The sequence below is a fragment of the Halopseudomonas bauzanensis genome, assembly GCF_900114735.1.
In the GTDB taxonomy this organism is placed as follows: domain Bacteria; phylum Pseudomonadota; class Gammaproteobacteria; order Pseudomonadales; family Pseudomonadaceae; genus Halopseudomonas; species Halopseudomonas bauzanensis.
On record NZ_FOUA01000001.1, the window covers coordinates 1,153,477 to 1,176,401 of the forward strand.

General features: G+C 60.8%; 14 protein-coding genes. 4 read left to right on the top strand and 10 right to left on the bottom strand.

The genetic code is table 11. The features are described 5' to 3' along the window. Window positions 1-23 precede the first annotated feature (23 nt). On the bottom strand, window positions 24-662 hold the full coding sequence (locus tag BM267_RS05365) for a TetR/AcrR family transcriptional regulator (protein WP_074777516.1): 639 nt from the start codon (window positions 660-662) through the stop codon (window positions 24-26). Between the two features lie 90 nt (window positions 663-752). On the opposite strand from BM267_RS05365, the gene BM267_RS05370 reads away from it, so the two are divergent. After that, the gene (locus tag BM267_RS05370; protein WP_074777514.1) at window positions 753-1,370 is read left to right on the top strand and encodes an NAD(P)H-dependent oxidoreductase; all 618 of its coding nucleotides are present in this window, start codon (window positions 753-755) and stop codon (window positions 1,368-1,370) included. Window positions 1,371-1,511: 141 nt separating this feature from the next. On the opposite strand, the gene BM267_RS05375 is transcribed toward BM267_RS05370, so the two are convergent. From BM267_RS05375 to BM267_RS05390, 4 genes are all read right to left on the bottom strand, one after another. Continuing rightward, complete coding sequence (locus tag BM267_RS05375) at window positions 1,512-4,754, bottom strand: efflux RND transporter permease subunit (RefSeq protein ID WP_074777513.1); 3,243 nt, start codon at window positions 4,752-4,754, stop codon at window positions 1,512-1,514. Further along, window positions 4,751-5,959, bottom strand: coding sequence for an efflux RND transporter periplasmic adaptor subunit (locus BM267_RS05380; RefSeq protein ID WP_083392348.1), 1,209 nt, complete (start codon window positions 5,957-5,959; stop codon window positions 4,751-4,753). The genes BM267_RS05375 and BM267_RS05380 overlap by 4 nt, the downstream gene beginning before the upstream one ends. Continuing rightward, window positions 5,959-7,443 carry an efflux transporter outer membrane subunit gene (locus BM267_RS05385; protein ID WP_083392347.1) on the bottom strand — a complete coding sequence of 495 codons (1,485 nt, stop codon included), beginning with the start codon at window positions 7,441-7,443 and terminating at the stop codon, window positions 5,959-5,961. The genes BM267_RS05380 and BM267_RS05385 overlap by 1 nt, the downstream gene beginning before the upstream one ends. Before the next feature lie 150 nt (window positions 7,444-7,593). Continuing rightward, window positions 7,594-9,006: a hypothetical protein gene (locus BM267_RS05390; RefSeq protein ID WP_036989123.1), complete on the bottom strand. Its 1,413-nt coding sequence runs from the start codon at window positions 9,004-9,006 to the stop codon at window positions 7,594-7,596. A 154-nt stretch (window positions 9,007-9,160) separates the two neighbouring features. Here BM267_RS05390 and BM267_RS05395 point away from each other — a divergent pair, with 154 nt between their 5' ends. Then, window positions 9,161-10,384, top strand: coding sequence for a benzoate/H(+) symporter BenE family transporter (locus tag BM267_RS05395; protein ID WP_051610762.1), 1,224 nt, complete (start codon window positions 9,161-9,163; stop codon window positions 10,382-10,384). A 252-nt stretch (window positions 10,385-10,636) separates the two neighbouring features. Here the strand turns inward: BM267_RS05395 and BM267_RS05400 are convergent, their stop codons facing one another. Both BM267_RS05400 and BM267_RS05405 read right to left on the bottom strand, forming a co-directional pair. Next, window positions 10,637-12,421: an acyl-CoA dehydrogenase C-terminal domain-containing protein gene (locus BM267_RS05400; RefSeq protein WP_036989122.1), complete on the bottom strand. Its 1,785-nt coding sequence runs from the start codon at window positions 12,419-12,421 to the stop codon at window positions 10,637-10,639. Window positions 12,422-13,022: 601 nt separating this feature from the next. Beyond that, window positions 13,023-14,813, bottom strand: a complete 1,791-nt coding sequence (locus BM267_RS05405; protein WP_074777507.1) for an acyl-CoA dehydrogenase C-terminal domain-containing protein — start codon at window positions 14,811-14,813, stop codon at window positions 13,023-13,025. Between the two features lie 169 nt (window positions 14,814-14,982). Here BM267_RS05405 and selO point away from each other — a divergent pair, with 169 nt between their 5' ends. Both selO and BM267_RS05415 read left to right on the top strand, forming a co-directional pair. Beyond that, window positions 14,983-16,416 carry a protein adenylyltransferase SelO gene (gene selO / locus BM267_RS05410; RefSeq protein ID WP_074777505.1) on the top strand — a complete coding sequence of 478 codons (1,434 nt, stop codon included), beginning with the start codon at window positions 14,983-14,985 and terminating at the stop codon, window positions 16,414-16,416. Window positions 16,417-16,681: 265 nt separating this feature from the next. Beyond that, window positions 16,682-18,484 carry an SLC13 family permease gene (locus BM267_RS05415; RefSeq protein ID WP_328586261.1) on the top strand — a complete coding sequence of 601 codons (1,803 nt, stop codon included), beginning with the start codon at window positions 16,682-16,684 and terminating at the stop codon, window positions 18,482-18,484. Window positions 18,485-18,534: 50 nt separating this feature from the next. On the opposite strand, the gene BM267_RS05420 is transcribed toward BM267_RS05415, so the two are convergent. The 3 genes from BM267_RS05420 to BM267_RS05430 form a co-directional block, all read right to left on the bottom strand. Next, window positions 18,535-19,809 (bottom strand): bifunctional O-acetylhomoserine aminocarboxypropyltransferase/cysteine synthase, encoded by a 1,275-nt coding sequence (locus BM267_RS05420; protein WP_036989118.1) that lies wholly within the window; start codon window positions 19,807-19,809, stop codon window positions 18,535-18,537. 30 nt (window positions 19,810-19,839) lie between these two features. Next, entirely contained in the window at window positions 19,840-20,916 is a 1,077-nt protein-coding gene (gene hemE / locus BM267_RS05425; RefSeq protein WP_074778669.1) for a uroporphyrinogen decarboxylase, read from the bottom strand. A gap of 532 nt (window positions 20,917-21,448) precedes the next feature. Further along, the gene (locus BM267_RS05430; protein WP_036989117.1) at window positions 21,449-22,867 is read right to left on the bottom strand and encodes an FAD-dependent oxidoreductase; all 1,419 of its coding nucleotides are present in this window, start codon (window positions 22,865-22,867) and stop codon (window positions 21,449-21,451) included. Between the last annotated feature and the right edge of the window lie 58 nt (window positions 22,868-22,925).

Below are 22,925 nucleotides of genomic sequence, written 5' to 3' on the forward strand. Positions count from 1 at the left end.
CATGGATGACACCGCATCGAGTTTCAAACCTGGTCAGGCACTCTCCCCCGCGCATTTCTGGCAACCATCCCTGTTATCACCTCCACCAGCTCACCCTTGGCCTGCTCGGCTGTAATCTCACCGCAGACAGCGGCCGCCGAAAGCGCTTCGGCCGCCCCCAACATCCCGTGCAGACTGGCCAGCTTCAGCTCGCCACCTGCGAATGGCGAAAATAGCTCCTGGCATTTGTTCAGAAAAACCGCTTCATATTCGCGTTTGATTTTTTCCAGCTCTGGAGTGCTCGCCAACGCCGCAATCACACCGGGGATTTCCCGCCCTTGAAGCAGCACACAGTCGATATAGGACGAAGCCACAACCGTGGCCCGGCTCAAGAGCGTCGGATCGCTAGCCTGGATAGCAGCATCCATGATGGACGTCTGGCGCAGATCGAAATCCTTGTACAGAGCCGCGAGCAGCCCCGAACGGGTTGCGAAATGGTCGTAGACCACCGGTTTAGTCACCCCGGCCTGCTCAGCGAGCCGGCCTAGCGTCAGGGCGTCAGTGCCTTCGTCGCTAACCAGTTGCCATGCCACATCCAGCAACTGGCGTAGCCGCTCCTCCCGGGTCAGCCGACGGCGCGGCCTGGACGATCCATCTTTTTGATCTTTGCTGGTTATTGACATCGCTATATACCATTAGTAACTTATGGGCGTAACTTACCAAAAGTATATAGCCGCCACGCTGGCGGTTCAAACTTTCACAGAGGTTTCGCCATGCATACACTCATCGTAGTCGCTCACCCAGAGCTTGAGTCGCTGACTCAGGCCGTCGCATCGCATATAGCCAAGGGCATTACGTGTGCACAACCACAGCATACGTTCGAGATAGCCGACTTGGCGCAGGAAGGCTTCGACCCTCGCTTCACCGCAGCCGACCTGACTGTACACCGCACACAAGCATCACCTGCTGCCGATGTGCAGTCAGAGCAGACCAGAATCGATCGCGCCGACGCCTTGGTATTGGTATATCCCGTTTACTGGTGGAGCATGCCCGCGCTTATGAAGGGATGGATAGACCGGGTGTTCTCGAACGGCTGGGCCTTCGATTTCAGTCCGGGAGGCGCCCTGATTAAAAAGCTGGCGTACCTGAACGTCCACCTGGTAGGTATCGGCGGCGCCGATCCGGGGACCTTCGAGCGGCATGGCTATGCAGCGGCCATGAAGACACAAATCGACCATGGCATCTTCAATTATTGCGGCGCAAAGGTGTTGAGCTCGCACCTGCTATTGGACAGTGAAACCGCTGACTCGACGAAGATATTGCAAGCAGCCCAGCAGATCGGCCACGAGATGGTTGCCGTGGATACCCATCGCCAGGTCGAGCACGCGTAACTGGAGTCTGAGAGCAGCCGCCCTTAGGCGGCAGCTCTCAGACAGCCGTGGGCCGCGCTGTTGATGCAGTCGCACAGAGATCCATAACGACTAAAACAATGGCACGGCTTAGGTAAACCACCGAGCAGCCCCCCGCCCAACTCAATCCAGCACTTTCTCCTCACCCGCATCCGCCGGGGTCAATAGCACATACAGCGCCGGCACCACGAACAGCGCCAGCACCGACACCGATAGCAGTCCAAAAATAATCACCAACGTCAGTGGTCGATAGAAGGCACTACTGACCGCCAGCGGCACCAGGCCGACAATGGTGGTGATGGCCGTGGTGAGCAGCGGTCGCAGACGCCGGGCGGAGCCGGCCGCGGCGGCTTCGGGGACGGTCATGCCGTCCTTCAGGTAGTTATTCATGGTATCGACCATGATAATGCCGTTGTTGATGGCGATCCCGATCAGCGAGACCAAGCCAATCATGGCGAAGAACGAGAAGGTGATGTCGAAGGCCCAGAAGCCGAGGGCAGAGCCAATGACGGCCAGCGGCATGGTCGCGAAGATGATGAAAGCCTGACGGAAGCTGCTGAACAGGATGACCAGCACACCGACGATCAGCACCACGGCAATGATCAGCGCCACCAGGGCCGAGGCGAAGGTTTCGGTGGTATCCGCTGCTTCCCCGCCGATCACGGCACGGTAGCCGGAGGGCCATTGTTGCTGCAGCTCGTCCAGCCGGGGCTGCACTTCGGCAAAGACTTCACCCACGGTGCGCCCTTCGTTCTTGGCCATGACGGTCAGCGCCCGCTCACCACCGACGTGAGAGATAGCGATAGCCGCTTCGGACTGGGTGGGGTTGAGTAGCTGTTGCATGGCGACGGAACGGCCATCCTGGGTGAAGGCACGTACTCGCGTGAGCTCTTCAGTACTGCGCGGTCCGCCCGCCTCGCCCGGGCGGCTGGGCCATTCAGTGCCCAGGCGGATATCGATGTTGTCGTCACCATCGGCGGTGACGAAGGTACCGACTTCGTCGGAACTGAAGGCAATGCGCAGCTGTGAAGCCAGATCACCGTGGTCGATGCCGAAGAAGTTGGCCGCTTCGCGGTCGGGCTGCAGGGCCAGTTGCGGTTTGAGCATGCCGATGTTATCGCGCACATCCACCACGCCCTGGGTATCGGCCAGCAGCGCCTGGACCTCGCGGGACAGGCGCAGCAGTTCGTCCATATCGGCACCGATCAGCTGGATCTCGATGGGATCACCCGCACTGGGGCTACTTGATTCCGGAACAACCAGCAACTGCGCGGCGGCAACATGCGCATTCAGATAGGCCGACAGCTCGCGGCGCAACTCATCGGCCAGCTCATAAGACGGAGCGTCGCGTTCCTCCAGTGGGCGGAAGGTGGCGGAGAAGCCGATAAAATTCTCCGCTTCGCTGGGCTGCAGGTTGGAGGCCATCGAGCCGCCGGCGAAGGGACTCTTGAGGCCCACCAGCTTCACCACATTCTCGAAATACGGTTTGTCGCGCAGGATAGCGCCAATGTCATCGGCGACCGCCTGGGAAGCTTCCAGCTGCACCGTGGGCGGCAGCTCGATGTTGATACCCAGGCGCTCGCCGTCCGTCGCGGGGAAGAGTTCGACCCGCGCCTGGGTAAAGGCCCACATGGAGAAAATGAACAGCACAATGGCGCCGAGCAACCACAGCCAGGCTTGCCGACGCTGCCGTACGACCCAGCGGGCGTTCCACTGCTCCAGCCCATCGACGGCACGCCGGGTAATCCGGTCGGACAATCCCTGACGCTGCGGGTCTTCAGCTTTGCGCTGCCTACCCAGCAAGGCGCGGGCCAGCGGCAAGGTGCACAACATGGCAACGATGAAAGAGAGGATCAGGCAGACCACCGTGGTGGTCGGCAACACCCGGATGAATTCGCCCACGGTGCCGCTGATCGACATCAGCGGCGCCAGCGCGAGGATGGTCGTCAACTGTGCGGCAAAGGCGGGCAAGGCGTAGCGCTTGACGGTCGCCAGCACGGCCTGGCCGAAGGTCTTGCCGCCGTTGTAGATCTCGTCGTGCAGCCCTTCCAGCAGAACGATGAAGACGTCGACGATCATCACCAGCGCGATCACCATGCCGATGACCACCAGCTCGTTGAGCGAATAGCCCATCAACATGATGATCAGCAGCACCCCGGCAAAGGTCACCGGCACTGACAGGCCGGCCAGGATTGCCTCGCGCCAGGCAATCGTCAGCAACAGGATGATGAACACCACGGCCATGGTCTGCAGGGCGCTGAAGAACACCTCGGCCAGCGACTCCATGATCTGGTTTGCCTCATCCTGGATGATGCTGTATTCCAGACCGGAAGGCCAGGCTCCTGCGTCCTGCATCCGCTCCAACGCGGAATGCAGATTCGCTACCAGATTCACGGTGTCAGCACCGGGGGTCTTGCGGACCGAGAGCTCCAGGGACGCGGCGTACTCTTCGCCGTTCGCGCTGAAAAAAGCCCGGGAAGTTTCGGTTTCCTGCATGCGGCGCACTGAGGCCACTTCATCCAGACGTACGGGGCGGTCGGCGCCCGGGCCACTGAGCCGCGCCACCGGCAACGCACGCAGGTCGTCCACATCATGGAAGCGCCCTTCCAGACGCACCACGGCCCCGATATCATCGCTGCGGATCTCACCGAATGGCTGCTCCACGTTGGCCTGCTGCACCGCATTGCGCACGGCTGACGGCGACAACCCCAGCGCCAGTAGCCGCTCAGGGCGCAGCAGTATCTGAACGATTTCCTCACGCTCCCCGCCAATGTTCACTTCATTGACGCCGGGCACGCGCTCCAGCTCATCGCGAATGCGCCTGGCCTGCTGGTTCATGGTTGCAGAGCCCGCCTCACCATGCAGGGTGAAGGTAAGAATCGGACGATCATCGACCGAGGCCTGTTTGATCGTCGGCCGCTCCACGTCTGCCGGCAGTTCCGCCTCGGCGTCAGCCACCGCGGCCCGCAACCGAGTCATGGCATCGATGGGGTCGGCCGAGGCGTCGAATTCGACGGATATGACCGAGAAGGAATCGTAGGAAGCGCTGTCAACTTTACGCACCCCCTCCAGGGTGGTGACCTCGTCCTCGATGAAGTCAGTGACCTGTTCCTCGATGGTACGGGGATCGGCGCCGGGCCAGGTGGTGGTGATGGTGGCCTGAGGGATATTCAGATCCGGCAGCGACTCCTTGACCAGTTGCATATAGGCCATCAGCCCACCGAGCAACAATGTGATCAGTAACAGAATGCCGAAGATCGGTTGCAGGAAGAAGAAGCGCGCCAACGGGTGGGCCGTGCGTACCTCTTCGCTTTCCTGCCGCGGGGTCGCCGGGAGCGCACCGTCCGGACTGTTGGCGGTGCTCATTCGCGCTCCCCGTCTGCTTGCAGGACCCGGACCTGCTGTCCATCATAGAGCGCCGCCCGCCCATCGGTAACCACCAGTTCGCCCTCTGCTATCCCCTCGACGACTGCCCGGTAGGCGCCGGCCTGCTGGCCCAGTTCGACCCGGCGTTCATTGACCCGGCCACTATCCCGTTCCACCACGAAGACGAAGGATTGATCGTTGCGAAAGCGCAGCGCCTCCAGTGGCACGGCCAAGCTCTCCTGCAGCACCGGCAGCGCGATCCAAACCGCGACGAACTCGCCGTCCAGCAGGCCTGGGTTGTCGCCTTCGGTATGCACGACCACTTCGAAGGTGCGGGTTTCCGGGTCCAGGGACGGGCTGATCGCATGCACCGTGCCGGCCACCCGATCATTCCCGACCAACGGATCGACATCGCGACCGTCTCTCGGCGGCTCACCACCAACCACTGCCCGGGCGCCATTCTCGACCTGCCGGAAGTCATAGGACGGCAGGTCCACCCGCACTTCAAAACGGTTCGGGCCGATCACCAGGGCAGGCACCGTGCGCAGGGCATTCTGTTCGGTGTTGGTTTGCACCACGCTGGGCATGAAATAACGGCCCTTCTCGATATTGAGGCGCGCCAGCACCCCGTCGATGGGCGACACCAGTCGCGACTCGTCCACCGTCAATTGCGCCTGCGCCAGCTGCGCACGACTGTTGTCCCGTGCTGCCGTGGCCTGCTCCACCTGCACCACGGCTTGGTCCAGTTCCTGTCGCGATGCGGAGCGCTGTTCGATCAGGGCTTCGTAGCGCCGGCGAGTTACCTTGGCCAGCTCCAGATTGGCCTCGGCTTCAGCCAGCGCCGCCTTGGCCGCCTGTAGATCAGCTTGCACCCGCTCGGGTGCCTGGTGGGCGATCAATTGACCGGCCTTCACTGGACTGCCGACCCGCAGTTCTTCATCAACATGGGAGACCATGCCTTGCTGGGTAAAGGTCAGAAATTCACGCTGACGCGAGCGGGCAGTGCCCTGACTGTAGACCCACGTCTGCAGATTGCGATGTGCCACCGGCACCGCCTTGACGCTAACCAATTGCGCTTCACCGCCCTGTTGCCCCGCAGTAGCGGACTGGCCGTTCTGCTGCGCCTCCGGTTCCTCGGTGCCACCACACCCCAGCAAACCGAACAGCAAAACCACGCCAACAGCGCTCATACGACTCTTGCACATTATCTGGGCTCTTCTCTGGGATTAGTGGACAGGCTGCCGGCACTGACGGGTGTTACCGCAAGCACCGTGGACGAGCCGGACTCGAAGCCGCCGCCCAGCGCCAGATGCAATGCGATGCGGTTTTCTATCCGCGCATGGCGGGCGGTGATATGGGCGCTGCGGCCATCGAGGGCGCGTTGCTGACTCTCCAGCACGTTGAGAAACGGATCTATCCCTTGCAGATAGCGGTTATAGGACACCCGTACCGCCTCCTCTGCCGCACTGGCCGACCCATCCAGCACCTGCTCGCGGCGTGCCAGCAGCCCTTCTACCGCCAGGCGGCTTTCGACTTCCGCCAGGGCATTGAGCGCCGTTTCGATGTAGGCGTTCAGCGTCTCGTCGCGCTGGCCTTCGGCAATATCCACTTGAGCAACCAGGCGCCCGCCTTGGAATATCGGCTGCACAATGCGCCCGCCAATCGACCAGATCAGATTGCCGCTGCTGAACAGGTCGGAGAACTCGCTGCTGGAGTAGCCGCCCGAGCCCGTCAGTGAGACGGACGGCAGAAAGGAGCGCTTGGCCGCGCCCAGCTGGTATCCCGCTCCGATCAGCGCCAGCTCCGCGGCGCGCACATCCGGGCGCCGCACCAGCAGCTGCGCGGGCACACCTGCGGTGGGTGGCGGCGAAACAGCAGGCAGCGTGGCGCTGGTCTGCAGATTGCCGGCCGGGTAGTTTCCCATCAGTATTTCCAGCTGCCGGACGCTGACGGCCAGCGCCTCACGGCGCTGTTCAAGCCCGGCCTGGGCCGAGCCGAGGTTGGCGTCGGCGAGCATGCCGTCTGCTGGCGAGGCGATCCCAATCTGGACCCGGTTGTTGATCTGCCGGGCCATTTCTTCCAAGGCAGTGACGGTATCTTCCGATAGTTCGACCTGTGCCCGGGCATGGGTGATGTCGAAATACAGCTGCGTGATCTGCGCTGCTACCGACTGACGCATGGCACGCAGCTGCTCGCCGCTGGCCAGAAATTCGGCTCGGGCCGAGGCGCTCAGAGCGGACAGGCGGCCCCACAGATCCAGCTCCCAGCTAATATCCAGTGCCGCATTGTGGTTATTGCTGAGCATGGCCATATCGTCACCCAGATCCGATAATCCCAGGCCCGACAGGTTCTGGCGTTGGCGCGTGCTGTTCAGGCCAATCCCGACCTGGGGCAGCGCATCGGCGCCGGTGGACCTGACCCGCGCTTCGGCGATGCGTGCCCGGGCGATGGCCTGGGCGAGGCCGGGATTGCGTACCAGGGCCGTATCGACAAAATGGTTCAGGCGTTCGTCATCAAACTCCGTCCACCAACGCTCGGCGGGCTCGAAGGCGCCGGAAGACTCAGCGGCGAAGGTAACCGGCAGGGTAAACGGCAACACCGGTTCCGCTGGCGGCGACACACGGCAAGCCGTGGTGGAAACAGCCAGGCAGATGATGGCAGCACGCAATAGCGGCGTTGCCATCCTCATGCAATTTTCTTCTGTAGCGGTAACCCGAGCACAAACATTCTCCGTGACGCTCCCTTTGTTTCAACCGGCTCGGTTGTCTCCCTGCGACACCAAACCGGATTATTATTCATTGGTCACTTGCCGCTTCGTAAAGTTACATTCACCCGGCATTCAATGTCGACGTAGATGGTCACGCAAGCGCAGCAGCCCGCTTCTGCGCTGCTGCTCTTCGGCGCTGGGCCAGTGCGTCTTCTTGCTTTCGCAGTGGACTATACCATCGCTCCCCAGGCGCAAACGCCAGCGCTGGGCCGTGGAATGCCCCGTTCCCGGCTCGGTGTACACCAGCAACAGATTGTAGTCGTGCTGTTTCTCGATGGGGTGGGCCTGGATCGCAGCAAAGGGCTCATCGTCAGCGTAGCTGAACAGCCGGTTTCGTGTGGCCTGGATCATTTCGCACAATTTTTCGCAATCCAGGCTGAGGCGCTCCTGGATCTTGTCCCGTTCCAGCGCCCCCTTTTCCAGCGAAAGTACCGAACGGTAACAGATGATCTGCCGCTCTTCATTGGTAGCCCATTTGCCGGAGTGCTCCAGCACCTCATGGGGCAAATTGGGGAGCTTGCGATAGTCCAGCCATACTCGCTGCTGAGCCATGAGTCTTTTTGTGTAAGGCATCAGCAGGCGGATCTTCCAGCGCGGCTTGCCCTTACGCAACCAGCGGGTGATGACCGTAATCATGTCGTCACGCAACAGGTCGCGTATGGCGTACACCGAGGCGATACCCAGCAGCAGCGCAATCGATAGGTGCTGATTGCCCGCCCGCGCATTGAACAGAAAGTACGTGAACAGCGTCATGATCAGCATGGTTGATGCCGCCTTGACCAGCTTGCGGGTACCTTCCCCCAGCTCGGTCACCTTGGAACGCAGCAGCACCGGATATTCCAATAGACGATGATACAAACTCATGCGATTCCAGACCCGGGTCGGGGAGCCGTGGAAGTCGCTCAGATATTCCCGCTCCCGGCGATGGCGGTATTCCTGCTGCAAAAACTCCTGGATGGCTGCGATGAGCTCTTCATCCAGCTCGCTGTAGCCTTCCAGGGTCATGCATTCGAGAAAGAACTGTTCTGCATGCCAGGAGAAGTAGATATCCAGCTGCCGGAAGTAGCGCCGCTGATTGCTCTGCTCCGGCGTCGATCTGCGCAGACGCTGGGCAAAGTTCTGACTCAGTCGCAGCGCCCGCTTGAGCGGCTCTTCCGTCACACCGGCATTTTGGATCTGCTGTCGCAGCCGGTCCATGGAGGCCCGATATTGAAAGAGCCAGGAGCCGAACATGATTTCATAGTGAGGGGATAACAGCGCGAAAGATCCGTCTGTCTTGCTGACCCGGTCTTCTTCAGGCAAACCGAGCAAACCGAAGCGGTGTGACAGCGTGCTGAAGAAGAACTGCCGCTCATCCAGCGTCCAGGCGGACAGGTCATTTTCATGGGGCGTGAATAGATATAGCTCGACGTCGTAGCGGCCCGGCTTTTTCAATGTGCGAGTCAGCTGTAGCCGATAATCACCCTTACGCTTCAGCGAGAACACGATCCCTCCACTCAAAACTGTTATCCGCCCGCGTGCGGCGTGCTCATCCTAGCACGAGCACGTCAAGGCAACCGGCGCTAACATGAGCGGGCCCAATTATGTGAAGATCGTAGCCCTGACTGCTATCCCTTGTGCATGACCTGATGAGTTGCCCATGAGTTTTTTCAAAGACCTTTCCGTTTCTTCCTTCAGCGCCGGCTTCGTCGCTGTGCTGGTGGGCTTCACCAGCTCCGCCGCGCTGGTATTCCAGGCTGCCAGCGAGCTAGGCGCCACGCCTGCGCAAATCGGCTCCTGGATGCTTGCACTGTGTCTGGGCATCGGGGTTTCGGGCATCTATCTTTCCTGGCGTTTTAAAGCGCCTGTCGTCACCGCCTGGTCGACGCCGGGCGCTGCAGTCCTGGTGACCGCCGCCTCCAGCGCCACTTTGCAGGAAGCCACCGGCGCGTTCGTCCTGTGCGGACTTCTGATGGCGCTGTGCGGCTTCTTCGGCTGGTTCGAGCGGATCATGCAGCGGATTCCACCGGCGATTGCGGCGGGCATGCTGGCCGGGGTACTGCTGCGCTTCGGCATGGAAGCTTTCGCCGCGCTGGCCACGGCTTTCAGTCTGGTCTTCCCGATGTTGCTGACCTACCTGCTGGCCCGCCGCCTGATCCCTCGTTATGCCGTGATGGCGCCGCTGGTGGTGGGCATTGCTGTGGCAGCGGCCAGTGATTCGCTCGACTTCAGCGCCTTGAGTTTCACCGTCACTACGCCGCAATGGGTCACACCCGCATTCAGCGTGCAGGCCTTGATGGGGGTGGCGTTGCCGCTGTTCGCCGTCTGCGTGGCATCTCAGAATCTGCCGGGGCTAGCTGTGATGCGGGCCGCAGGCTATCAGACACCCGCCTCGCCCCTGATCGGCTGGACCGGACTGGCGACCTTTGTATTGGCGCCGTTCGGCGCCTTTGGCGTGAATCTGGCCGCCATCACCGCGGCCATCTGCACCGGCCCCGAGGCCCATGACGATCCCGCCAAGCGCTATACCGCAGCGATAGTGTCCGGTCTGTTCTATCTGGTGGCAGGTATCTTCGGGGCCAGCATCGGCGCGCTGTTTCTGGCATTTCCGAAGGAGTTGGTACTGGCCATCGCCGGCTTCGCGCTGATCAACACCATTGGCAGCGGACTGGTCAGTGCGCTGCAGGAGGAACGCCACCGGGAAGCGGCGTTAGTGACTTTCCTGGTCACAGCTTCGGGGGTGTCGCTGCTGGGGATAGCATCGGCATTCTGGGGCATGGTCGCCGGGGCCGGCGCCTTGCTGATATTGCAGACGCCGGACTTGCAGCAATTACGCAAGCGCAAGGTGGAATCGGCGGAGCACGAGTCGACAGAGAACGGCTGATATCCGGCAAGGCCGGATGGCTGGAAGACGCCCATTAAAAAACCCCGCCGAAGCGGGGTTTCGCAGAATAACGTCCTGATCATCATCCTTAACGCTGGTACTTCCTGTAACTCGATCCCTGCTCCCTTTTGTACTGCTTCGCTTCCTGCGGTGCATCCTTGCGAAACCAATAGTACGCAGGTGTCAGGTGGCGGCCCATAGGCTATTACCGCCACGTTTTGTAAGTGTTTTCCTACGTACGGAAGAAGCGTCTCAGAATTGCGCCGATTCCAGTTCGAACAACACGTCACTACCGGCGCGCACCGACGCGCTCAGCGAATGGATACGCGGCAGCAGACGCTTGAAATAGAAGCGCGCAGTAGCCAGCTTGCCCTGATAGAAACCGTCAGCACCCTGCTCCGCTGTCAATGCCGCCTTGGCCATCCGCGCCCACATGTAGGCGTAGGCCGTGTAGCCGAAGGTGTGCAGATACTCCACCGAAGCCGCGCCGATCTCGTTGGGATTGGCTTTGCTGTTATCGATGACCTGGGCAGTCAACTCCTTGAGGTTCTCCAGTGCCGCCTGCAGGGGCTCGATAAACTCACCCATTTCGGCAGCATCGTTTTCGCTGATGAACGCTTCGATCTCATCGGCAAATACCTTGAAGAAGGCACCACCGTTGGCGACTGTCTTGCGCCCCATCAGGTCCAGCGCCTGGATGCCGTTGGTCCCTTCGTAGATCTGCGCGATACGCACATCCCGCACCAGTTGTTCCTGGCCCCACTCGCGGATATAGCCATGGCCACCGAGTACCTGCTGACCATGAACGCAGCTTTCGAAGCCGACGTCGGTAAAGAAGGCCTTGGCTACCGGCGTGAGCAACGCCACCAGGTCTTCGCCTTTCTTCTTGATCTGCTCGTCGTCAGCGAACTTGCTGATGTCCAGCTGCATGCCAACATAGGTGGAGAAGGCCCGGCTACCTTCGGTCATCGCCTTCATGGTCAGCAGCATGCGACGCACGTCCGGGTGCACCATGATCGGGTCGGCGGCTTTGTCCGGTTGTACTGCGCCGGTCGGAGCGCGGCTCTGGATGCGTTCACGGGCGTAGGCGACGGCCGTCTGGTAAGACGCTTCGGCGCAACCGATGCCCTGGATACCGATGGACAGGCGCTCGTAGTTCATCATGGTGAACATGGCATTCAGGCCCTTGTTCAATTCACCGATCAGATAGCCCTTGGCACCATCGAAGTTCATCACGCAGGTAGCCGAGCCCTTGATACCCATCTTGTGTTCAATCGAGCCGCAGCTCAGGGTATTGCGCTCACCCAGGCTGCCGTCCTCGTTGACCAGAAACTTGGGCACCAGGAACAGGGAAATGCCCTTGGGGCCGGCCGGTGCGTCGGGCAGCTTGGCCAGTACCAGGTGAATGATATTCTCGGTGAGGTCGTGTTCACCGCCGGTGATGAAGATCTTGGTGCCGGTCACCGCGTAGCTGCCATCGGCCTCGGGTACGGCCTTGGTGCGGATGATACCCAGGTCAGTACCGGCATGGGGCTCGGTCAGGCACATGGTGCCAGCCCAAGTGCCGGCATACATGTTCGGCAGGTACTTCTGCTTGAGTTCTTCGCTGCCATGGGCGTCCAGCGCCAGGGTGCTGCCGGCAGTCAGGGCGATGTACAGCGCGAAGCTGCTATTGGCGCCGTAGATCATCTCTTCAACCTGGACGCCGAGGGTCTTGGGCATGCCCAGTCCACCGAACTCGGGATTACCAGCCAACCCTACCCAGCCGCCTTCGGCATAGGTGGCGTAAGCCTGCTTGAAGCCGGCTGGAGTGGTGACTTCGCCGTTGTTCCACACGGCACCTTCTTCATCACCGTTGCGGTTCAGCGGGGCGATGGTCTGGGAGGTGATCTTGGCCGCTTCTTCGAGCATGGCTTCGGCAGTATCGGCATCAATGGCGCCATTCAGGCCGGGCAGACTCTGCCACAGCTGGTCGGCTGCAAAGGTTTCATTGAGAACGAAACGGATGTCACGCAGGGGGGCTTGGTACTCGGCCATGGGAACTCCTCAGTCAGTGTGCCGGCTCAACCGGGTCGATTGGGCTGATTGTAGACTGAGACCATTTCAAACGATAGCGTCTTGTTGTGACTTTTGTCTTTGATATGGTCACATATTTATTGGATTGGCTGGCTTTGTGCTTGTGTGGATGTTCTTGGGCGGAGAGTTTGTGCAAGGCCGCAGGGTACTTCCCCCTTTTCAGAACTCGCACCCGCCATCCCTGGCGCTCGTGTGCGTCCGTCCCTGGACGCACACGGTTCTGAAAAGGGGGAAGTACCCTACGGCCGAACTCAGATTGAGGTGGTTGATGGAGAAACAGGGAGGGGAGTGAGGAGTTGAGAAATTAGATATTTATAGCTACCAATCGGCGATGGACAACATACTGCCGACTAGCCAATCCATATCTCATAACGGTTTTTCTTCCTGCAGCCAACACAAAATCGCCGGTTCTGGTGGGTATTACCCCACTTCAGAACCGTGTGCGTCCAGGGACGGACGCACACGAGCGCCATGGATGGCGGGGTGCGAGTTCTGAAGTGGGGTAATACCCACCAGAACCCAACACAGCACCAACAGCAACCCAACGTCAATTCACAGAACGTCAGAATTGATCAGCAGTCATCCGCATCAAAGCATCAGCACCCGCTTCCAGGGCCTCCACATGCGCCTGGGCCCGAGGCAACAGTCGCTTGAAGTAGAACTCCTGAGTAGCCAGCTTGCCCTGATAGAAGGCAGCATCGGAGCTACCGGCTTCCAGTTTCTGCTGAGCGACCACGGCCATTTTCAGCCAGAAGAAGGCATGAATGACGTAGCCGGAGAACATCAGGAAGTCCATCGCAGCAGCGCCGACTTCTTCCTTGTTCTGCATGGATTTGACCGCGACCTTCTGGGTCAGCTCGCCCCATTGGGCATTCAGGGCGGTGAGCTTGTTGAAGTACTCGCCGAACTGCGCATGGCCTTCGTTGGCCTGGCAGAACAGGTGCACTTCCTTGGAGAAGGCGCGCAGCAGTTTGCCCTGGCTCATCAGCACCTTGCGGCCCAGCAGGTCCAGGGCCTGGATGCCATTGGTGCCTTCGTAGATCGGCGCGATGCGGCAGTCACGTACCTGCTGCTCCTGCCCCCATTCGCGGATGTAACCGTGGCCACCGAACACCTGCATGCCCAGCAGGGTCACTTCCAGGCCGGTCTCGGTCATGAACGCCTTGCAGATCGGCGTCAGGAAGGCCAGTTGGTCTTCGGCGTTGGCGCGAACGGCTTCGTCCTGTGAATAGTGGGCACTGTCCAGCAATTGCGCGGTGTAGTAGGCCAGCGCGCGGTTGCCCTCGTTGAAGGCTTTCATGGTCAGCAGCATGCGGCGAACGTCGGGGTGCACGATGATCGGGTCTGCCGGCTTTTCCGGTTCGGCCGGACCGGACAGCGAGCGCATCTGCAGACGGTCCTTGGCGTAGGCAACGGCGTTCTGATAGGACACTTCGCCATGACACAGCCCTTGCATGCCGGTACCCAGGCGGGCGCCGTTCATCATTGTGAACATGCAGTTCAGGCCCTTGTTGACCTCACCGATCAGAAAGCCGGTGGCGCCGTCGAAGTTCATCACGCAGGTGGCCGAGGCCTTGATACCCATCTTGTGTTCGATGGAGCCGCAGACTACGCCGTTGCGCTCGCCCTTCTCGCCATTGGCGTCAGGCAGGAACTTGGGCACGATGAACAGCGAGATACCCTTGGTGCCGGCGGGTGCATCGGGCAGCTTGGCCAACACCAGGTGGACGATGTTCTCGGCCATGTCGTGCTCGCCGGAGGAGATGAAGATCTTGGTGCCGGTGACCGAGTAGCTACCATCGGCCTGGGGCACCGCGCGGGTCTTGATCAGGCCCAGGTCGGTGCCGCAGTGGGGCTCGGTCAGGCACATGGTGCCGGTCCAGTGGCCGGGCACCAGTTTGTTCAGGTACAGCTCTTTCTGCTCCTGGCTGCCATGGGCGCGGATGGCCGAGGCACAGCCGTGGGTCAGGCCAGGATACATGTTCCAGGCATAGTTGGCGGCGGCGGTCATCTCGTTGACCACCAGGCCCAGCGAGGCGGGCAGGCCCTGGCCGCCAAATTCTACCGGGCCGCTCATGGCTGCCCAGCCGTTGTCCACGTACTGCTGATAGGCTTCCTTGAAGCCCTTGGGCGTGGTGACTACGCCGTTGTCGAAATGGCAACCTTCCTCATCACCGGTGCGGTTCAGCGGGGCCAGTACTTCGCTGGCGAATTTGGCGCTTTCCTCGAGCACGGCGTCTACCAGGTCGGGCGTGGCGTCGGTCAAGCCATGGGTCTGATAACCGGCAGCGAAATCGAATACTTCATCCATGACAAAGCGCATGTCGCGCAAGGGAGCGTTGTAACTGGGCATTGGTTTCTCCGAAAATGACGCAGCGGGTGGGCTGTTTATTATTCATACAGTCGTTTGACATTATGCCCCGCTGACCGGACGGTCAACGGAAACGGCTCACCATTACACCGCTTGATACAGGGCCATAAGGCAGGCAGCATGGAGGTCTTTCCATCCCGATGGTGTGCTTATGACCACGCTGGCCGACCTGCAATTCGACAACCGCTTCGCCGACCTCGGCGACACTTTCTCCAGCAAGGTGGTGCCCGACCCGTTGAGCAATCCACGATTGGTGGTCAGCAGCGCCGATGCCATGGCACTGATCGACCTGGACACCAGCGAAGCGGACTCTGAGCTATTCACCGAACTGTTTTCCGGGGCCAAACTGTGGAGTGCGTCGGAGCCACGGGCCATGGTCTATTCCGGCCACCAGTTCGGCGTGTACAACCCGCAGTTGGGGGATGGTCGTGGCTTGTTGCTCGGCGAGGTGGTCAATGGCCGCGGTGAGCATTGGGATCTGCATTTAAAGGGTGCCGGCAGCACGCCCTATTCGCGGATGGGTGACGGGCGCGCAGTGTTGCGTTCGTCGATCCGCGAATTCCTAGCCTCCGAGGCGCTGCCGGCGCTGGGTATTCCCAGCAGCCGAGCGCTGTGCGTCACCGTGGGTGACGATCCGGTCTATCGTGAGCGGCAGGAGCGCGGTGCCATGCTGCTGCGCCTGGCCCCGTCACACATCCGCTTCGGGCATTTCGAGTTCTTCTACTACACCCGGCAGCATGACGCACTGCGCCAGCTCATCGACTTCACCCTGCAGACCTGCTATCCAGCGTCCCAGCAAGCCACCGACCCGGTACTGGACATGTTCAATCAGGTTCTGCAGCGCACCATGGACATGGTCGCCCGCTGGCAGGCTTATGGTTTCTGTCATGGCGTGATGAACACCGACAATATGTCGATTCTCGGCATCACATTCGATTTTGGCCCCTACGCCTTCCTTGACGAGTATGACGCTGGCCATATCTGCAACCATTCCGATCACGAGGGTCGTTATGCCTTCAATCGGCAGCCGGCCATTGCCCACTGGAACCTGGCCTGTCTGGCCCAGGCGTTAACGCCCTATGTCGAAGTCGAAGCGCTGAAATCGGCACTGGCGACAGCGATGCCGCGTTATCAGGCGGAATATCTGCGCCTGATGCGCGCGCGCCTGGGCTGGGCCGGCGAGCAGCCCGAGGATGAGGAGTTGTTGCAGCAACTGCTACAGCAGATGCAGACCAGCGCCAGTGATTACCACATCACTCTGCGGCTGTTGGCCGAGGATGATGTCAGCGCACGGGGTCAGTTCATCGACCGCGACGCTTTTGACCGCTGGCTGACGCAGCATCAGGCTCGACAGGCCGCGGACTCCAGCGCCTTGGCCGGCCGGCTGGACTGCAATCCTGTGTACGTACTGCGTAATTATCTGGCGCAGCAGGCCATTACGGCAGCCGAGCAGGATGACTTCAGCGAAGTCCGCCGCCTGCATCAGGTCCTGCGCCAGCCATTTACTCGGCAACCGGGGCAGGAAGCCTACACTGCGCCACCGCCGGATTGGGGGCGGCGGCTGGAGATCAGCTGTTCGTCCTGATGTCCGCCATCCGGTATTGCCTTTCGGGTGTAGCGCACATGCGCTACGCCTGCGGCATCGCAGCCTTCCTGCCTTATCGTCGAGCACTACTCGACAATCCGAAAAGCGGTCTTCCACGCTCGTAGCGGCTTGCACAGCAAAACCGCACCACTTATACCTTTAAGGAATAACAAAATCATTATCAGGTCTTGGACAGACTAAGCGGCGGCAACTAGGGTAGCGGCTCTAGTCTGGTTCCCGTTGCGGGACCGATACCTCACACGAGATTTTGGTACCGATGAATTGGGATACCCTGGCCACGCTTGGTGTGGCCGCCCTGTTGTGCTGGGTGATGTACGCCTTTGTCCGCGAGAAGCTGAGTCCCGACGTGGTGGTCGGTATTGCCGTCGCCATTCTGCTGGCCACCACCCTGTTGACGCCGACAGAGGTACTCAGCGTGCTGTCCAACAGCGCCCCGATCACCATCGCCTGCATGTTCGTATTGTCTGCCGCCCTCGAACGCACCGGCTGCGTGGACAAGCTGGGCAGTGTGCTTGCCCGTATCGGCGGTACCAGCCCTACGCGCATGCTGTTCGCCCTGCTGGTCACCGCCATGCTGTTGTCGACCTTCATCAACAATACGCCGGTGGTGGCGATTCTCACGCCGGTGGCGGTCACCCTCGCCGCCCGGGTTGGCAGCAAGGCATCGAAGGTTCTGATTCCACTGTCCTATGCCACTATTCTCGGCGGCACCATGACCATGATCGGTACCTCCACCAACATACTGGTCGACGGGGTAGCCCGACAGGAGGGGCTGGCGCCGTTCGGTATGTTCGAGATCACCCTGGCGGGTGCGATCATGTCAGCCATCGGCCTGGCCTTCATCATGTTGTTCGGCAACCGTCTGCTGCCAGACCGCGACAGCCTGTCGGACCGCCTGCGGCCAACTCGCAGCCGCACCTTCATGACCGAACTGCTGGTGCCCCAGGACTCACCCGTGATCAACCAGACCATCGCCGAAGCCCAGCTCAATGGCGATAGCGGCATTCAGGTCTTGAAGCTGTTTCGCGGTGACGACGAGCTGACCACCCCGCTCAACACCACCATGCTCAATGCTGGCGACCGCTTGATACTGCATGCCAATGTGCGCGACTTCGTCGAGCTGCGGCACAATGGCGTACTGGAATTCAACCGCGACCAGAGTTTCGAAACCATCTCCACTCGCGATGTGGTACTGGCCGAGGCCGTGGTGGCGCGCAGCTCACGCTACATCAACCGGCCCATGCGCGACCTCAACCTGACTGCCCGTTACGGGATCCACGTACTGGCCGTGCATCGGCAGGACGAACACATCCAAGACAACCTCGACGACTTCGAGTTGCAGTTCGGTGATGTGATGCTGGTCGAAGGCTCGCCGGCGCAGATCCGCAAGTTCGCCGATAACGGCGACCTGATCAGCCTGAATACCGTGCAAGAACGGGCCTATCGCCGCAACAAGGCCCCGATTGCCATTGTCGCCATGCTGTCAGTGATGGTGCTGGCGGCGCTGGGGGTGATGTCGATCGAAGGACTGGCGATCATCGCTGCCGCCGTGGTGGTCGCCACCGGCTGCCTGGAAGTCGAGGATGCCTACAAGTCCATCGACTGGAAGATCCTGGCGCTGATCTTCGGCATGCTGGCGATCAGTATCGCCATGGACAAGGTCGGACTGGTGGACGGCATCGTCGGTCAGGTGATGACCCTGTCGCCGCTGCTCGGCCCGCTGTTCATGCTGTCTTTCATCTATCTGCTGACCTCGATTCTCACCGAGATTGTCAGCAACAATGCGGTGGGCGTGCTGCTGACACCCATCGCCATTGGCGTGGCTTACCAGTTGGGCGCTGATCCGCGCCCGTTCGTGGTGGCGGTGATGCTCGCCGCCAGTGCCAGCTTCGCCACGCCGATCGGCTACCAGACCAACACCTTCGTCTACAGCGCCGGCGGTTACCGGTTCATGGACTTCGTGCGGATCGGCCTGCCACTGAACCTGATCATGTGGGCCGCGGCGACGCTGGTAATCCCGCTGATCTGGCCATTGTTTCCGGCCTGACAGAAACATAAAAGGCGGCCAAGGCCGCCTTTTATATTTTCAGCACTGACTCATTTTGCCGCTTCGAGCGCCTGCGCCAGGTCCGCAAGAATATCGTCGATATGCTCGATACCGATCGACAGCCGAATCAGGTCTCGCGGCACTCCCGCTTTCTCCAGCTCCTCGTCGTCCAGCTGGCGGTGCGTGGTCGAGGCCGGATGACAGGCCAATGACTTGGCGTCACCGATATTCACCAGCCGCAGTACCAACTCCAGCGCATCGATGAAACGCGCACCGGCTTCCTGGCCACCCTTGATCCCGAAGGACAGGATCGCCGCCGGCTGACCGCCCATGTAGCGCTGGGCCAGATCGTGTTCAGGATTATCCTTGAGCCCGGCATATTTCACCCAGGCTACCTGCGGATGCTGCTGTAGGTATTCGGCCACCTTCTGCGCGTTCTCGCAGTGGCGTTCCATGCGCAGGCTCAAGGTTTCCAGACCCTGCAGGATCAGGAAGGTGTTGAACGGCGACAACGCCGCGCCCATGTTGCGCAACGGCACCACCCGGCAACGACCGATAAAGGCCGCCGGACCGAAGGCTTCGGTGTAGACCACGCCGTGGTAGGAAGGATCAGGCGTATTCAGAAGCGGGAAACGCTCCTTGTTATCCGCCCAGGGAAATTTGCCCGAATCCACCACCATGCCGCCCAGGCTATTGCCATGGCCGCCGATATACTTGGTCAGCGCATGCACGATGATATCGGCGCCATGCTCGAAGGGCCGGCACAACACCGGCGTGGCTACCGTGTTATCCACGATCAGCGGTACGCCATGCCGGTGCGCCGCGTCGGCCAGCGCCTGCAGGTCGACGATATTGCCCGCGGGATTGCCGATAGACTCGCAGAACACCGCCTTGGTGTTCTCGTCGATCAACGCTTCCATCGCGGCGATATCGTTATGCGCGGCAAAACGCACCTCGATGCCCTGACGCGGCAAGGTGTGGGCAAACAGGTTATAGGTGCCGCCGTACAGCTTGGCGGTGGAAACAATATTGTCGCCCACCCCGGCAATGGTCTGGATCGCATAGGTAATCGCGGCCATACCCGATGCCACCGCCAGGGCTCCTACGCCCCCTTCCAGCGCCGCGATCCGCTGCTCGAGTACATCGTTGGTCGGATTGGTGATCCGCGTGTAGATGTTACCGGGCACCTTCAGATCGAACAGGTCAGCGCCATGCTGGGTACTGTCGAAAGCGTAGGACGTGGTCTGGTAGATCGGCACCGCGACCGACTTGGTAGTCGGGTCGGGGCTGTAGCCGGCGTGTATTGCCAGAGTTTCGAGCTTCATTATTGTTTTCTCCCTATAACTGTTCAGTCGTCAGACTGCCTTCAGGTCATGGTACTTGGCCGAAAACTCATGCACCGCCTCGATGAACACACCAGCGTGAGCCGGGTCCACTTCCGGGGTGATGCCGTGGCCTAGGTTGAATACATGGCCGGTGCCCTTGCCGTAGCTGGCGAGAATCCGTTCCACTTCATTGCGGATCGCCTGCGGGTTGGCATACAGCACGGTGGGGTCCATATTGCCCTGCAGCGCGACTTTGGCGCCGACCCGGGAACGGGCCACGCCGATATCCATGGTCCAGTCCAGACCAACACCATCAGCGCCACACTCGGCAATGCTTTCCAGCCACAGGCCGCCGTTCTTGGTGAATACGATCACCGGGACGCGGCGCCCGTCATGCTCACGAATCAGACCGCTGATGATCTTGCGCATATAGGCCAGGGAGAACGTTTGATAGGCATCGGCGGACAGATTGCCGCCCCAGGTGTCAAAGATCTGCACCGCTTGGGCGCCTGACTTGATCTGCTCGTTCAGGTAGCTGGTGACCGATTGCGCCAGCTTGTCCAGCAGCAGGTGCACCGCCTCGGGCTGGTCGTACATCAGCGCCTTGATCTTGCGGAAATCCTTGGAAGAGCCGCCTTCTACCATGTAGGTCGCCAGGGTCCAGGGACTGCCAGAGAAACCGATCAGCGGCACCCGGCCATTGAGCTCGCGGCGGATGGTGCTGACCGCATCCATGACATAGCCCAGGTCCTGGCGTGGATCGGGAATCGGCAGGGCTTCGATATCGGCGAGGGTGTCGATGCGCTTGCGAAAACGCGGGCCTTCGCCGGTCTCGAAGTGCAGGCCCAGACCCATGGCGTCGGGGATGGTCAGGATGTCGGAAAACAGGATGGCGGCGTCCAGCGGATAGCGTTCCAGCGGCTGCAGGGTCACTTCACAGGCCATCTCGGGATTCATGCACAAGCCCATGAAGTCACCGGCGCGGGCGCGGGAGGCGCGGTACTCGGGCAGGTAGCGGCCTGCCTGGCGCATCATCCATACCGGGGTTACATCAACAGGCTGGCGCAGCAGCGCACGCAGAAAACGGTCATTCTTCAATTCAGACATGAAATCGGTATCCAGTGGCGTAAATGCAGCCATTGTAACCGTTCTCGCGGGGAAGATAAGGGGCGGTGCGGCAAAGGGGCGCGGGGGGCTTCGTTTCGATGAGGTTATAAATATTGGATATTGTGCAGGGACTGCGGTTACCGGTCGGACCTGCTCGACACGCCGTGAATACGTCCCTGTAGGCTCGCGGTTGCCATCCTTGGCAACCGACGGTCGAGCTGGCCCGACCGGTAACCGCTGCCGTCATCTCCGTGCGAGACGGAGGCCAAACACCAATAAAAATCAGAGGCTGTGAGACAACTCTCACCAATTTGGCTGAGCAGAACGTTAGGGTTTAATCCATCAGCGGCTCAATGTCTCGCAGGGTTGATGGTCTGGCCTGCCTTCGCAGACCGTTTGATGCCAGGGATGGCATCAACGAGCCCCCAGGGATGGGTTCACGGCGTGTCTGCGAAGGCAGGCCAGACCGTCAACCCAGACACCAATACCATCAAGTAACGCTAACGCAAACCGCAAGCACCCCCAACCGGCATCAAACCTCGAGATAATCCAGAATCCCTTCAGCCGCCTGGCGCCCTTCCCAGATGGCGGTGACCACCAGATCCGAGCCGCGCACCATATCACCGCCGGCAAACACCTTCGGGTTGCTGGTCTGGAATTTGTACTGGGCCTGCTCGGGGGCGATGACTCGGCCCTGATCGTCGGTCTGCACCTGCACCTCGGCAAACCAGGGTGCCGGGCTGGGGCGGAAGCCGAAGGCGATGATGACCGCATCGGCCGGCAGGATCTGCTCGGAACCGGGAATGGGCTCGGGACTGCGACGGCCGCGCTCATCCGGTGCGCCAAGGCGGGTTTCCACCACCTTCACGCCTTCGACCTTGCCATCGCCGACGATCGCGATCGGCTGGCGGTTGAACAGGAATTTCACCCCTTCATCCTTGGCGTTCTTCACTTCCTTGCGCGAGCCCGGCATGTTCTGCGCATCTCGGCGATAGGCACAGGTCACCGAACTGGCGCCCTGGCGAATCGAGGTGCGGTTGCAGTCCATGGCGGTGTCGCCGCCGCCCAGCACCACCACCCGCTTGCCGTGCATATCGACAAAATCGTCAGCCGACTTCTCGAAGCCCAGATTGCGATTGACGTTGGCCACCAGGAAATCCAGCGCGTCATGCACACCCGGCAGGTCCTCGCCGGGGAAGCCGCCTTTCATGTAGGTGTAGGTGCCCATACCCATGAATACCGCATCGTATTCACTCAGCAACTGGTCGATGGTCACGTCTTTGCCGACTTCGGTATTCAGACGGAACTCGATGCCCATGCCGGCGAACACCTCGCGGCGGCGCGACATCACGGTCTTTTCCAGCTTGAATTCGGGGATGCCGAAGGTCAGCAAGCCGCCGATTTCCGGGTTACGGTCAAATACCACCGGGCTGACCCCGGCCCGCGCCAGCACGTCCGCGCAGCCGAGACCCGCCGGGCCCGCACCGATGATCGCCACCCGCTTGCCGGTCGGCACCACCTGGGACATATCCGGGCGCCAGCCCATGGCGAAGGCAGTGTCGGTGATGTATTTCTCCACCGAGCCGATGGTCACCGCGCCGAACTCGTCATTCAGGGTGCAGGCACCTTCACAGAGCCGGTCCTGCGGACAGACACGGCCACACACCTCCGGCAGGGTATTGGTCTGGTGCGAGAGCTCCGCCGCCTCGATGATGTTGCCCTCGGCTACCAGCTTCAACCAGTTGGGGATGAAGTTGTGGACCGGGCATTTCCATTCGCAGTAGGGGTTGCCGCACTCCAGGCAGCGATGTGATTGCTCCGCCGCCTCCTGCGGTTTGTACGCCTCGTTGATCTCGATAAAGCGCGTCTTGCGGTGGCGCAGCGGCCGTTTTTTCGGGTCCTTGCGGCCCACTTCGATGAACTGGAAGTCGTTATTCAGACGGTCTGCCATTGTTGCACCTCATTACTGCAGCGCCGTGGGTTTGCCCGTCGCTGCCTGATGTTCCTTG

Bases quoted from the DNA above. Each gene is read 5' to 3' on its own strand.
- BM267_RS05365 (WP_074777516.1), bottom strand. From the start codon at position 662: ATGTCAATAACCAGCAAAGATCAAAAAGATGGATCGTCCAGGCCGCGC.
- BM267_RS05370 (WP_074777514.1), top strand. From the start codon at position 753: ATGCATACACTCATCGTAGTCGCTCACCCAGAGCTTGAGTCGCTGACT.
- BM267_RS05375 (WP_074777513.1), bottom strand. From the start codon at position 4,754: ATGAGCACCGCCAACAGTCCGGACGGTGCGCTCCCGGCGACCCCGCGG.
- BM267_RS05380 (WP_083392348.1), bottom strand. From the start codon at position 5,959: ATGTGCAAGAGTCGTATGAGCGCTGTTGGCGTGGTTTTGCTGTTCGGT.
- BM267_RS05385 (WP_083392347.1), bottom strand. From the start codon at position 7,443: ATGAGGATGGCAACGCCGCTATTGCGTGCTGCCATCATCTGCCTGGCT.
- BM267_RS05395 (WP_051610762.1), top strand. From the start codon at position 9,161: ATGAGTTTTTTCAAAGACCTTTCCGTTTCTTCCTTCAGCGCCGGCTTC.
- BM267_RS05400 (WP_036989122.1), bottom strand. From the start codon at position 12,421: ATGGCCGAGTACCAAGCCCCCCTGCGTGACATCCGTTTCGTTCTCAAT.
- BM267_RS05405 (WP_074777507.1), bottom strand. From the start codon at position 14,813: ATGCCCAGTTACAACGCTCCCTTGCGCGACATGCGCTTTGTCATGGAT.
- selO (WP_074777505.1), top strand. From the start codon at position 14,983: ATGACCACGCTGGCCGACCTGCAATTCGACAACCGCTTCGCCGACCTC.
- BM267_RS05420 (WP_036989118.1), bottom strand. From the start codon at position 19,809: ATGAAGCTCGAAACTCTGGCAATACACGCCGGCTACAGCCCCGACCCG.
- hemE (WP_074778669.1), bottom strand. From the start codon at position 20,916: ATGTCTGAATTGAAGAATGACCGTTTTCTGCGTGCGCTGCTGCGCCAG.
- BM267_RS05430 (WP_036989117.1), bottom strand. From the start codon at position 22,867: ATGGCAGACCGTCTGAATAACGACTTCCAGTTCATCGAAGTGGGCCGC.